Below are 12888 nucleotides of genomic sequence, written 5' to 3' on the forward strand. Positions count from 1 at the left end.
GCCCCTCCGCAGGCATAACCATGGCCACGGCGCTTGCAAGCGCGCTAGCCAAGATTCCAGTGCGGCGCGACATCGCCATGACCGGCGAAATCACCCTGCGCGGCAAGGTACTGCCCATCGGCGGCTTGAAGGAAAAACTGCTGGCGGCGCTGCGTGCGGGAATCTTCGAAGTCATCCTGCCCAAGGCCAACGAGAAAGATGTGGCCGAGTTACCCGACAACATCAAGAACTCCATGAAGCTCCACTTTGTCGACACCATGGACGAAGTGCTGGCCCTCGCGCTTGAAAGCCCGCTGCCAACCCCCATGCCTGAAGCCACGGAAGTCCTCACCGCCGTGCCGCCACAGGATGTCGCAGGCGGCGGCCAGGTCTCCCGTCAATAACAATCGGCAGAGCTTCCAACGCCCATTCTGTTACGTCTCAAGGCACGCTTCCACAGTCTGCCGAGAAGCTCCAGTCTTCGTAGTCCGGAGGGGAGCATGGGGCTTCAGCCCCACGAAAAGCGGCCATCGAATCAACGGGCTTTAGCCCCGGCCTCTTGTTTGCGCGCCCTTACTTGCCCTGGATGTCCTCGAAAGCATGCACCCAGGCATTCATCACATCGTCGAACGTGAACCCCGGTTCCACCTTGCAGTTCGAAAATGCATCGCCCTTCTTCTCGCACTCCGCGACCCTCTCGCCTTTCACGTTGTAGAGAGTGAGGCTGTTGGGGCCCTTGGGAATCTTTACCAGCGCCGGTTGCGTGACAGGCGGCTCTTCGAGGTTGATGGCATGGACGACCGGACCGTTGGCAGTCGCGGCCAACAGACAAATGGCAACGAGTGTATGCACGTTGACTCCAAATAAATTGATGAGAAGTGAATGCAGTATAGGGCAGGTTTCACGCAGAGCGTATTGTCTTTCTGTGGTCATTCGTCACAAGACATTACTTTTCGCACGGGCGCGTCGGGCCCACAGCCAGGCGCACTCTGCACGGCGCCTCGGTCTTGGTCCTGTATCCTCAAGAAAATGCGAGGCTGCACTCCCGAGACCTCTGCGGATGAGATCGACATGCCCTCAATGCGCTACACCACACAATTTCTCCTCTCTGCTATGGATGCTGCACAGTTCCCTTCGGTCTCAACTGTGCCGGAGATCGCATTCCTCGGACGTTCGAACGTCGGTAAATCGAGCCTGTTGAATGCGCTGGTGGGCGAGAAGGCCGCGAAAGTCTCGCAAACACCCGGTCGCACCCGCGCTATCAACTTCTTTGCTCTGCTTGACCCGCGGCAGCAGAGCAAACTCGTTTTCGCAGACCTTCCCGGCTACGGCTACGCCAAGATCTCAAAATCCATTTCAGCCGAATGGCCGAAGTTTATCGATCCGTATCTCGCCGAGCGCGAGACTCTCAAACTGTGCGTCTGTCTCGTAGACTCCAACATTCCTCCGCAGCCAAACGACGGAAAGCTCTTCGACTGGCTCCGCCATGCTGGCCGCGAGTTTCTGGTGGTCGCAACCAAGATTGATCGGCTCAGCGGCAACGCACGCACACGAAACCTTCTGGCTATCAAGAATGCTTTCGACCTCGGTGAAGTTCTTCCCGTCTCAGCCAAGACCGGCGCGGGCATTAAGGAACTCTGGAACCGCATCGAAGCGTAGAGCGCTGTCGAACCTCGCTAGCGCCATAGTTCTTAGATTCTTTAGATGTGAGGCGTCATTCTGAGTGAACCTCCTCCCAAGATGAGGTGTCATTCTGAATGAAAGGGGCCCCAAACGTACTTCGGTTTGGGGTGGTGAGCGAAGAATCTGCTTTTCGGGCTTAGGGCCCGACCGGAGGAACGAACTCTAAATTCTCCACCGCGTCGCGAATACAAAGGCCAACGGAAACCTTCGTTCCAATCGCACCACTCCCAACGGCTTCTCGAAAACGTCGCACGATCTCGCTCGCAGCGAGTGCATCGCAGTAAAGCGCTCTTCGCGCCTGCGCTGTACGCCCGAAGTACCGCGGACCAAGGCGGATCCACCGGGATGCCGGCCCGTCCTCCAGAAGACACGCGATGGCAATCGAATCAAGCCGCTGCATCCACTGCGCAGGAGCATGCTCCACCTGCCAATTAATCCAGGCAACGCTCGCATCCGGCTTATCAGGATGAACGTCCGTCTCTCCTGGGCCGAAGTGACATACCCTCCGCGGTTCATCGCTCAAGCCCGCAAAAAGCAGGTCGGGAAGCACCCCGCGCTCCAACATCTCGTGCTCCACTTCATCGGGTTCGGCAGTAACGCTCACCGCCACAGCATGCCGCTTGCGTATCTCGTTTTTCAGAATGCGCAGAGCTTCGTCCAGCGACGTAACCACGAAATCAACGACACCATCGCGCATCGCCACCTTCTGCGCTATCGGATCTTCCGCGGCTGCAAGCGTTGCACAACCCGCAACGTTGCCGGCGATCACCATGGCACGACTGTGCGCGTCCAGTTCGCCCACATATAGAAGCCTGCCGCCCAAATTCGGCTCTGCACCCTGATCGCTGGCGCTCGCACTCGCTGTGTCGCGCATAAGCGCGCGATAGAGGCAGAAAGCCTCAAGCTGCAGCGAGTCTGTCTTTGAGGGTGCAGGGTCAGACACGAATCGGAGATTCTCCACACGACGTGGCGTCGGCGCAACCTTGGCGCGTCAGTCCTTGACGCGTTCTATCATGTTCTTCTCGCGTACAAACAGGATGAGTTCACCGGGCAGTGCGGTGGTTTTGAATTTTCCACTTACCTTGGCCTTCGCACATCCGTTTTCGGTGACAAACCCCTTCGACATGATCTGTGGAACGAGATACCATACGTCGCCGAACGCATTCTTTTCCTTGTCGCAGTTGACGTAAATATCCATGGAGTTGTTATATGCGAGGTGAAGCGCCAACTCGTGCGTGTCGGCGGGAATCGTCATCTCCGCGGTGCCGTCCTCATTCTGCTTCACCCAATCCGGGTGCAACATTGTCTCGTGATCGACGCGCACCTGGTAGCCAGTCGGCATCACAGCGCGCCCCGTCTTACCGTCGAATACCTTGATGATGATGGTCTTGGTAGATTCGGCAGCATGCAGCCCGCCACTCAGCGCGACCACACACCCAAGCACGAGCATCCCTATCGTTCTACGAGCCATTCTGTTCCCTTCGCGACTACCACGCAGAGTATGGCTGCCCGTCTGATCCTGTTTCCTGCGACCCGGAATGCACATCATCGATGCCTGGATCAGTCTGATCCAGCGTGTGCAGAGAATCACTGATATCCGTGTTCCAGGTATCGCGCGCCTTGGTCATTGGATCTTCGGGGATGGCCTTGAGGTACCCCTCCTGCACCAGGTCGTCAAGCGATTGAGGCGCTTTCTGTTTGTCCATGGTGTAGGAGTCGATTGCAGAACGCATAACGCGCAAGTCTTCCTTGAGCACGGCTTCCTGCGCAGATTTGATCGCAGCTTTGAAACTCGGAATGGCAAGCGTCGTCAAGATGCCGATGATCATCATCACGATCATCAACTCCATCAGCGTGAAGCCTGCTTCCCGTTTTCCTTTGCTGCGCATCTGTACCTCTATTCTCCTACATCCTTTGACATTCGTTCTTGGCTTATCAGAGCGGGACACGTTACCTCGAGAGCAACCGCCCAAACCCCTGTTTTCCCCAAAGCGCGATAACCCTACCAATCGGAATACTTAGTACCGTCAAGTGCTGTGCCACTCGATTTCGAGTACACATCGAAGACACTTTGGCCGCCATAGGAATCCGACTTCGGATCATCCTGCATCGAGTGCAACCCCCACTCGGCCTTGCCCGACATCGGATCAACAGGAATGCGGCGAAGGAACTTTACCTTCTTGCCCTGGATATCGACACCATTAACCAGCGTCTCCAGGTCGGGCGGATAATTCTGGCTATCGACCTTGGTCTGGATGGCGCCCTTGTCCGCAGCATCTTTGTAGTGGTCGATGGCATCGCGCATCTCCCACAGCTCTCGCCGCAGTTCGCGCTCCCTGTCCCGTTTGACCTTGAAGCGCGCAATGGGGATTGCTGCCGACGCCAGGATTGACAAAATCGCCACAGTCACGATCAACTCAACCAGCGTCAGGCCGCGCTCCGAATTCCTTCGGATTGGCCGCCGAACTGTCATTCCGCTACTCCTACTGCACAACGATCGTGGTTTGTGAGGTTTGTGCCTGCAACGCCTTGCCGGCGCTGTTCATGGCGCCTGCGCGCGTAATGCTGATGCCGCTCTCCCCTTTGGCGGTCGCCTGAAACGTTAAGACGCAGACCACGCCGGCTCCGCTCACACCAGGTGCCCCCGGTGGACGCGAAACGTTCACAGTCAGGTTTCCACCATCGTCGCGGTGCGCCATCGACACAATCTGTCCATCACGATTCAGCAGATCCCCATCCCCCACGTTGACCAGCGTCATCTTCGATGGATCATATTGAACCTGCAGGGGAACAGACGAAACATCCGCTCCGCCGGTCAATACCACCGGAATCTGGAACGTTGTGCCGTTGACCACCGTTCCCGGCGAATTCAACATAAGATTGACTTTCCCGGCTGGGGCCGCGGAACCGGGCGATCCCGGTGGTGGACTGGCTTCTGCCGCGGCTCGGTTTGCATCCGCTGCCGCACCTCCGGCGTTCGCGGCTGCCCGCATCTGTGCAAGAGCCGCCGGTGCTGCTGCCTCTGCACTCGGCCCAGGCAACGCGCCCGGAGCAGGGTGGTTTTCCGATGGTGGCGGCGCCACAGAGGGCTGAGAGACACCCGTTTCTCCAGCGGAAATATGGCGCAACTCGACCGCCTGGGTTCCTGGACCAGTATCGATTGTCCGCAGGTTGTCCGGAGTAAGGTTCTGCGTTCGCACAACATGCGGGACCACCAGGAAGACAATCTCGTCATCCTGCCTGATCTTGTCCCTCGAACCGAAGAGATAACGCAGAATCGGGATGGAGCTTAGCCCCGGAATTCCGCTCCAGTTGTCCTGAATCTGCTGCTCCTGAATGCCACCCAGAATGTTGGCTTCTCCCTCGCGCAAACGGATGGTCTGCTCGGCGACGCGCTGGCTCAGAATTGGCTCCGTTACGCCGCTGATCGTTACCGAACCACTCTGCGCAAGCACTTCAATCTTGACCTTGAGGGTGACATCGCGATCAAAGTGCACGGTTGGCGTGACCTCGATGTTGACGCCTACGTCCTGGTACTGGAACTGCGTGTTTACCAGCGAGCTGACCAGCGCAGTCGCCGCACCGGTCTGATAGGAACCGGTCGCAATCGGGATGCGCGATCCGATCTTGAGAGTGGCCTTTTGCTGGTCGGCGGCACGAATCCGTGGATTCTGCAGGATCTTGGTATTGTTGTCAGTCAGCAGGGCGTTCGCCGTGGCCGCGCCAACTGTAACTGCAAAGTCGTTGGAATTCAGGTGGGCCAGGTTAAACAGCGTCGGGTTGTTGCCCGACGTGGTCGGCGTACAAGTTGTGTCGCCCGTTGGACAAGTAGTTGTGGTGCTGGTGCTTGTCGGCGGCTGCAACTGAACCCCCGCGCTGGACGGCCAGGTAATGCCGAGATTGCGCTCCCAATTCTTGCTCACTTCAAGGATCGCGATATCGACCACAACCTCAGGACGCGCCTTGTCCAGATCGTTCACGAGCTTCTGGGCAAGCAGCAGTTCGTCCGGCGTAGCCTTCATCACGATCGCGTTCTGGCTGGCGACCCCAAAAACCTTCGCATTCGGCATCACGTTGCGCAGCGCGGTTTGAACGTCATTCAGATCGTTCTGCTGCCATGCATTCGACAGGTAAAAGGTCTGCACTGCCTGTTCGTCGAGTTCTGCGCGCTTCGACCGTGAGTTCTGCGCAACAAATATTGTGTTCTGCGTGATCGGATGCCAGAACGTTCCCGACAGCGTGCCCACGATGCGCAGTGCATCGAGCAATGAAACGTTGTTCAGCTCGACCTGGATGCGCTTGGAGATGTAGTCGGGATCGAACAGCACGTTGATACCGGCAGCCTTGCCAATGGCCTGGTACACAAGCTTCGAATCTTGCGTCATCTGCATCGAGAGAGGCTCATTCGACATGGGCTTCAACTGGGCCGGAGACTCGATGGAGCTGATCTCCTCCCCTGTTTGCGCGCTCATCGGCGAACCGCTCTCCACAGCAGGCTCTTGCCCATGCCGGTTACGGATTTTCGAAATCTCCTGCTGCGCCGCCTCGTTGCTGGGATCGATCTCTGCGGCACGCAACAGTTCCGAGAGAGCGCCCTCTTCATTGCCGGCAGCCAGCAGGTTGCGCCCCTTGGTCACGTGCATCGCGGCGTCGCTAAACCGGACGCGGTAGAAGGCCGCTCGAAAAGTCTCATTCTTCGGCGACATCGAAAACGCCTTTTGGTAGTCCTGAAACGCCGTATCGAAATCGTCGCGCGACTCGGCACCTTGCCCCTGCTTGAAATAACTGTTCGCAGACTGCGCAAAGACACGTGTCGAACCCACAGTGAGAAGGGCGAGAATTCCGACTACGAGAATCCGGAAACGAGGATTCGAAAGGGTGGGGACGGAGGGTGCCGGAGATTGAACGCGGCTTTTCATCGGACTCCCGGGCATCGCTGAGGACTGGCCTTCCGGATCAAACGGAGGTGGGCAGACCATGGCCCTCTCGACGCCAGCAATTACAAATTTTCCGATATTGGTGCTTCCTACCAAAACGATGCCTCATTCTAGCAAAGCCCCACTGCAATATGGGGGTTAGCGTTGCGATGCTACGATGAAAGTTTAAGGGACTTTCCCCCATGCCGCGCCAAACCAGCCACACTATCGTACCCCGTGACACCCCCGGGCCGGAGAAAAAGGCCAAGCCTCGCGATCCTGTGGCCTCCGGGGAACGCGATGCCGCCCATAACCGGGTCGCCAGCCACAACTACTTTCTGCTCGAAAAGTTCGAGGCCGGCGTCGCCCTCCGTGGAACCGAAGTCAAGTCGATCCGGGAAGGAAAAGCGAACCTCAAGGACTCCTACGGCCTCATCAAGGACGGTGAAGCCTTCCTGCTGAATCTTCATATAGGACCTTATTCACACGGCAATATATCGAACCACGACGAGACCCGCACACGAAAGCTCCTGATGCACAAAGAGGAGGTCCGGCGGCTCATGGCAAAGACGCAGATCAAGGGACATACGCTCATTCCCACCCGCCTCTACTTCAAGAATGGCCGGGTCAAGTGCGAGCTGGCCGTCGCCAAAGGCAAACAGGACTGGGACAAGCGCGAAACCGAGCGCCGCCGCGAAGCCGACCGCGAAGCAAGATCCGCCATCAACGCCAGCAAACACAAAATGGGCCGATAACGAATCCGGAGGAAGCTCAGGCGAAGCGATTGATCTGATGGCCTCTTTCTGATCGTGGGCGAATTGTCGCCCACTCAACTCTGGCAAGTTTGCGCCTGACATAGAAGCATCTGTGGAAACCGGCCGCGACTGCTCGAAAACCTATGCCGAATTTCACGTCCTCCCCACAATGAAATAATGGCCTTGTATGAAGACTGAACTCTCCTTCTCTCCCCTCGCCCAGATCGAAACCGAACTCCTCGCCGTCACCGCCATCGACACCCAGACCGCCAAAGGCCCCGACGTTAAGCCCGAGCCAGTCCTGCTCACCAGTGATGAAGCCGTCCGCGCCGCCGCCGCAGCCGTGCTCTCCACCGGCGAATTCAAGGCCGCCGCCAACGAAACCCTGCTCCTCCACGCCCCCGCCGGACTCAAAGCCAAACGCCTCCTCATCGTCGGCCTCGGCAAAAAAGGCAAAGCCACTGTCCACGCCGTCCGCAACGCCGCCGGAACCGCCGTCCGCTACACCAAGCCCCGCGCCATCCGCGAACTGGCCTTCGCCCTGCCCGAGAACGACTCCGTAGGCCCGCTCCATGCAATGTGCCGAGCCGCCGCCGAAGGCGCCATCGTCGGCGACTTCGACCCAGACACCTACCGCAGCGAGCGCAAAGACGTCAGCGTGCACTCCTTCACCGTGGCCGCCCCGCCCAATGCCGACCAAGCCGCGGTCAAAGCGGCTTTCAACGCCGGCGTCATCATCGGCGACAGCCAGAACTTTGCCCGCTCCCTCGTCAACGAGCCCGGCAACAAACTCACCCCCACCGTCTTCGGTCAACGTGCCGCGAAGATGGCTGCCGAGGTCGGGCTGAAGTCGGAGGTCTACTCGACTGAAAAGCTCCACGAACTCAAGATGGGCGCATTCTGGAGCGTCTCCCAGGGCTCCGAAGAACCACCCGCCCTCATCGTCCTCAAGTACGAACCGGAGGGCGTGACCGAGGGCCCCGTCCTCGGCCTCGTCGGCAAAGGCATCACCTTCGACACCGGCGGCATCTCCATCAAGCCTGCCGACAACATGGAAAAGATGAAGTACGACATGGCCGGCGGCGCAGCCATGGTCGGAGCCATGCGCGCCATCGCACTGCTCAAGCCTCGTGTCCGCGTCATCGGCATCGTGTGCTCAGCCGAGAACATGCCCGACGGCAAAGCCCAGAAGCCCGGCGATATCCAGACCGCCATGTCCGGAAAAACCATCGAGATCATCAATACCGACGCCGAAGGCCGCCTCGTGTTGGCGGATGGCCTGACCTATGCGCGAAGCCTCGGCGCAACCCACCTCATCGACGCCGCCACGCTTACCGGTGCCTGTGTAGTCGCACTGGGAATGATCAACGCCGGTGCCTTCTCCAACGACGATGCCACGATCGAGAAGTTCCAGGCAGGCCTCGCCACATCCGGCGAAAAGTTCTGGCGCATGCCGCTCGGCGATGAGTACTACGACCAGATCCGCAGCGACATTGGCGATATCAAAAACACCGGCGGCCGCTGGGGTGGCGCCATCACCGCCGCCGAGTTCCTCCACGCCTTCGCCGAAGACACCCCGTGGATCCACCTCGACATCGCCGGCCTGGCCTGGATCGAAGACAAAAAGCCCTTCATCGCGAAAGGCCCAAGCGGCGTTGCCGTCCGCTCCATCCTCGAATGGGTCCGTAGCTACGAGTAGAGAATGGGTCCGCAACTACGAGTAGAGAATGGGTCCGCAGCTACGAGACGCGCCACAGAGCCTGTCATTCCGACCGAAGTGGAGGAACCTGCAGTTGCATTTCAAATCCCTCGAATCGAAAAACGCAACACCCGATGGACAAATTCCGTGAGCAGGTCTCTCCGTCTCAAATAAAGTCCTTCTTCCTCGATTGAAAGTAGAAGGCTCCCCCAAGCATCAGGGCAATCAAAGCAAACTCAACGATCAGCGAAATTGTCGCCGCCGGCCTCCACTGGATAACGGTGCCAAACATTCCATCGCGAATGCCCGGAATGTGAGCCACCAGATATCCAACAATATTGAGAGCCACGTTGCCCACCACCATGGCGGAAATCGCCCAGCCTTTGGACTCCGAGACCAGCGCAACGGCAATCATCAGGCATGTGCTGACGAGGATCTCAACAGCCATGATGATGGCGAATGCAAAAAAGCCGTGGATAACCGGCGCGGCCACAATCAAGGCCACGCTGCCTGCCAGCATCGTCAGCCAGAAAGGAACGAAGATCAGCAGATTGCCCAGAATCTTTGAAGTGGTGTACTCAAGATAGGAGATGGGCAGGCTCATCACAAACGCAAGCGTCTGATTCTCCCGCTCTCCAATCACGTTGGCCATCACCGTCATTGCGCTGATCATGGCCATGATGGTGACGAGCAAAATAAGACCCAGGGTAAAACCAGGTTTGCCGCCGAAGGCAACGATCCCAAGTGACACTGCGCCACCGGCCAGCGAGAGCAGAATTCCCTGCCGCTGAAAATACCAGTCCTTCAAAATCAGATTCTTGACCATTGAGTAGTTCATGCCGTAAGCCGCTCCCTTCTGCTGTGCACATTGGCAACAAAAATCTCTTCCAGGGTCATCGTGTCAACTGCCTGCACGGTCGCGCCCAGGTCGTTGCAGATCGAAACCATGGCCGGCTCGAACTGATTGGTGGTCAGCACCGGGAGTCGGCTGCTTCCACCCACCTCCACAACGCCGGGCAAGCGCGGAACCACGCCGTCTGCAGGCAACACCAGTCGCAGCCGACGCCATCGGTCGAGAAACACCTCTTTGTCGTCGGAATCGATAATCCGGCCCCGGTCGATGAAAGTAATCTGGTCCGAAATCTGCTCTACATCCAGCGTGTTGTGCGACGAAAACAGGATCGTGCGCTCCTCATCGGCCAGAGCAGCCATCAATTCACCAAGCACCTCCACGCGCGCAACCGGATCGAGCCCGGTGGTTGGCTCGTCCAGCACCAGCAGCCGCGGACGCCGCGCCAGCGCCAGCAGCAGCGCCGCCTTCACCCGCTGCCCATGCGATAACCCCTTGATCTTCTGCTGCGGCTTCAGGTCGAAGCGCTGCGTCAGTCGCTCGGCGTATGCCTGGTCCCACCGCGGATACATCGGCCGCAGAAAGTCCATGTGCCACGCAAGCGTCGCCGCGCCGTAAAGCCGCATGTCTTCTGAGACAAATCCGATGTCGAGCTTCGCTGCCGCCTGCTCCGCCGGCATCGCGTGGCCCAGCACGCGCACCGTCCCTGCATCCTGGTGAACCAGCCCCATCAAGATGCGGATGGTTGTGGACTTCCCTGCGCCATTCGCCCCGATGAAACCCATGATGCTGCCGGTGGACAGTTCAAGATGGATATTCTCCAGAGAAAAGTGCGTATATCTCTTGCTTACGCCATCGAATTGGACCGCAAGATCGTTCATACATTCTCCTTCGTGAGCCGCGCCTCGTTCAGCCGGTTTAAAGCGTCCTTGGTGCGGCGGGCAATCTCTTCGCTGCTCAGGCCAAGCAATTCGCCAAGCTGCGCTACCTTCTCCAGATGCTCCGAAAACTCCTCGTCATAGAGCCGTGCACTCAGGTCTGGATTGGGGGCAATCATCGACCCCTTCCCGTGCTGCGTCACGATCACGCCCTCGCGCTCCAGTTCAAGGTAGGCGCGCTTGATCGTGATCACACTCACCCGCAATGCCATCGCGAGCTGGCGAATGGACGGAATCTCCTCCCCCGGAGACCATTCCCCCACCGCCACCCTTTGCTTCACCTGCTCCATGATCTGCAGGTACATCGGCCGGCCATCAGACTGTGAAATGACAATGTCACTGTGCATGTCGATATACTGAGTATACACAGCAACAGCGAGCAGTCAAGACCGTTGTTGTCTTTTTGTTCCCAAGCCAGCCGCAAAAATTCAGATAACCACGACCGAGGGTGCCCCAGGTGGGAAACGCAATAGCCAGCCCTGAAAATTCAGATAAGCACGACCGAGGGCCCCATCCAAGCTCTGCTTGGGTGGGAAACACAAGAGCCAGCCGCGAAAATTCAGATAAGCACGACCGAGGGTGCCCCATCCAAGCTCTGCTTGGGTGGGAAACGCAGATCGCCTCTCCTATTCTCATCATCTTGGGTGGCGCAACATGTATGACTGTGGTGCGTCTTAACCTATGTCCCCTGCACGCCACTACCGGACGCGGTTATAAACGTGTCCACCGCCCTTGGGATCGATGCAGCTCAACGAATCGCCCGACACCTGGCAACTCCAGACCATGATTCCTTCTGAGAAGAAGGAATTCGATTGCAGTCGAAGTGTTCCGTCGCCACTGCTATACGAATAAACTCCTTCATCGGAGCCGGGATTCAAGACATACCGGCCGTCAGCGCCCAGGTGGAGACCAATCGTGCTGCCGATAAAAGTAGTGGCCTTCCAATCGCCGACGATCGGGTTCTGCGGCGCAGCGGGAGCAGGCTGCGGAGCCGGTTGAACGGGAGTACTCACGGGCGTGTCTGCTGCGGGCGCAGGTGTTGTGTCCGCTGAAGGCGCAGTCGCTGTGTCCGCTGCGGGCGCCGGCGCTGGAGCAGTGTACGCGGCGGGAGCAGCCGCAGGGGCAGCGTCTGGGGCCACGTTCTCGCGGGCAGCTTCCGATCCGGAAGAGTTTTGATTCAGTCGAGAGCCCATGGCCACCGCGATCACGATCAAAAGACAGGCGCCAAAGCCGCCCAGAACCCACAGAACCGGTTTGCCTTTTCCCGCGATCGCAGGTGGATACTGTGCCTGTGGCGATGGCTGCAGCTGTGGCGGTTGCGCTGGTTGCGCTGGTTGCGCTGTTTGCGCTGGCTGCGCCGGCAGCGCCGGAAGCGATATTTGAGGCGCACCCTGTCCTGTTGCACCCTGACCTGTTGCGACCTGTCCCGTCGCGCCCTGTCCAGTCGCGAATTGTCCTGCAGCATTCCCGTATGATTTCTCTGCACTACTGAGAATCGGCAAAGCAGCCACCGCCGCCGTAGCCTGATTCGCAGACGCGCCGATGGCCTTTCCGCAAGCACTGCAGAAGGAAGCATTCTCGGGATTTGGCGCGCCGCAATGAATGCAAAACATAATGATCCGTGGGAGAGGACGAAGTATACACGCCCGTGGCCTGTGACAACAAAAGCCTGGATGCCCCATTCATGCGGGTGCCCCCGGTCCCTTGCTTTTGGGGACCGGGGATAGCATTACGACCATCGATTCCGAATCAAGACCGGGTGCCCATGTCCCGCTTTTGGGACGTGGGATCCCACGACCTCCACCCCGCCGAGTTCACCGATTCCGCTTGAGCCGGGTGCCCCATGTCCCGCTTTTGGGACGTGGGATCCCACGACCTCCCCCCGCCGAGTTCACCGATTCCGCTTGAGCGACGTGCCGACCCGCTTTTCGGACACGGGAAACCACCCCATCTGCATCACACGCGCGGTTCACCCCAAAATCCGTCAAGGCCCTCAGCCGCCAATCTCCTTCTAACTCACTCAAAACAAACGCTAAAAAGTTCCTCAGCTTTTGCAGGTTATTTCGCC

The 12888-nt window shown here is 58.5% G+C and carries 14 protein-coding genes; 4 read left to right on the forward strand and 10 right to left on the reverse strand.

Features of this window, described 5'->3' with window-relative positions; translation table 11 throughout:
* The coding region (locus tag VK574_RS05275; protein WP_472798771.1) for a S16 family serine protease at nt 1-383 on the forward strand (383 nt) is incomplete at its 5' end.
* Nucleotides 384-552: 169 nt separating this feature from the next.
* Here VK574_RS05275 and VK574_RS05280 read toward each other — a convergent pair.
* Entirely contained in the window at nt 553-831 is a 279-nt protein-coding gene (locus VK574_RS05280; RefSeq protein WP_472798772.1) for a hypothetical protein, read from the reverse strand.
* 228 nt (nt 832-1059) lie between these two features.
* Between VK574_RS05280 and yihA the strand changes: the two genes are divergently transcribed.
* Entirely contained in the window at nt 1060-1638 is a 579-nt protein-coding gene (gene yihA / locus VK574_RS05285; protein ID WP_472798926.1) for a ribosome biogenesis GTP-binding protein YihA/YsxC, read from the forward strand.
* 160 nt (nt 1639-1798) lie between these two features.
* Here yihA and VK574_RS05290 read toward each other — a convergent pair whose 3' ends face one another.
* From VK574_RS05290 to VK574_RS05310, 5 genes are all read right to left on the reverse strand, one after another.
* Nucleotides 1799-2605: a hypothetical protein gene (locus VK574_RS05290; protein ID WP_472798773.1), complete on the reverse strand. Its 807-nt coding sequence runs from the start codon at nt 2603-2605 to the stop codon at nt 1799-1801.
* A 48-nt stretch (nt 2606-2653) separates the two neighbouring features.
* On the reverse strand, nt 2654-3133 hold the full coding sequence (locus tag VK574_RS05295; RefSeq protein WP_472798774.1) for a hypothetical protein: 480 nt from the start codon (nt 3131-3133) through the stop codon (nt 2654-2656).
* Between the two features lie 16 nt (nt 3134-3149).
* Nucleotides 3150-3551 (reverse strand): type II secretion system protein, encoded by a 402-nt coding sequence (locus VK574_RS05300; protein ID WP_472798775.1) that lies wholly within the window; start codon nt 3549-3551, stop codon nt 3150-3152.
* A 113-nt stretch (nt 3552-3664) separates the two neighbouring features.
* Nucleotides 3665-4135, reverse strand: a complete 471-nt coding sequence (locus VK574_RS05305) for a type II secretion system protein (RefSeq protein WP_472798776.1) — start codon at nt 4133-4135, stop codon at nt 3665-3667.
* 10 nt (nt 4136-4145) lie between these two features.
* On the reverse strand, nt 4146-6581 hold the full coding sequence (locus tag VK574_RS05310) for a cohesin domain-containing protein (protein ID WP_472798777.1): 2436 nt from the start codon (nt 6579-6581) through the stop codon (nt 4146-4148).
* Between the two features lie 200 nt (nt 6582-6781).
* Between VK574_RS05310 and smpB the strand changes: the two genes are divergently transcribed.
* Both smpB and VK574_RS05320 read left to right on the forward strand, forming a co-directional pair.
* On the forward strand, nt 6782-7333 hold the full coding sequence (gene smpB / locus VK574_RS05315; RefSeq protein WP_472798778.1) for an SsrA-binding protein SmpB: 552 nt from the start codon (nt 6782-6784) through the stop codon (nt 7331-7333).
* Between the two features lie 187 nt (nt 7334-7520).
* Nucleotides 7521-9032: a leucyl aminopeptidase gene (locus VK574_RS05320; protein ID WP_472798779.1), complete on the forward strand. Its 1512-nt coding sequence runs from the start codon at nt 7521-7523 to the stop codon at nt 9030-9032.
* A 166-nt stretch (nt 9033-9198) separates the two neighbouring features.
* Here the strand turns inward: VK574_RS05320 and VK574_RS05325 are convergent, their stop codons facing one another.
* From VK574_RS05325 to VK574_RS05340, 4 genes are all read right to left on the reverse strand, one after another.
* Complete coding sequence (locus VK574_RS05325) at nt 9199-9870, reverse strand: hypothetical protein (RefSeq protein ID WP_472798780.1); 672 nt, start codon at nt 9868-9870, stop codon at nt 9199-9201.
* Entirely contained in the window at nt 9867-10763 is an 897-nt protein-coding gene (locus tag VK574_RS05330; protein WP_472798781.1) for an ABC transporter ATP-binding protein, read from the reverse strand. The genes VK574_RS05325 and VK574_RS05330 overlap by 4 nt, the downstream gene beginning before the upstream one ends.
* Complete coding sequence (locus VK574_RS05335; RefSeq protein ID WP_472798782.1) at nt 10760-11167, reverse strand: GntR family transcriptional regulator; 408 nt, start codon at nt 11165-11167, stop codon at nt 10760-10762. The genes VK574_RS05330 and VK574_RS05335 overlap by 4 nt, the downstream gene beginning before the upstream one ends.
* A gap of 351 nt (nt 11168-11518) precedes the next feature.
* A complete protein-coding gene (locus VK574_RS05340; RefSeq protein ID WP_472798783.1) occupies nt 11519-12433 on the reverse strand; it encodes a zinc ribbon domain-containing protein in 915 nt (304 codons plus the stop codon).
* Between the last annotated feature and the right edge of the window lie 455 nt (nt 12434-12888).

It is taken from the genome of Occallatibacter sp. (assembly GCF_035317045.1).
GTDB lineage: Bacteria > Acidobacteriota > Terriglobia > Terriglobales > Acidobacteriaceae > Telmatobacter.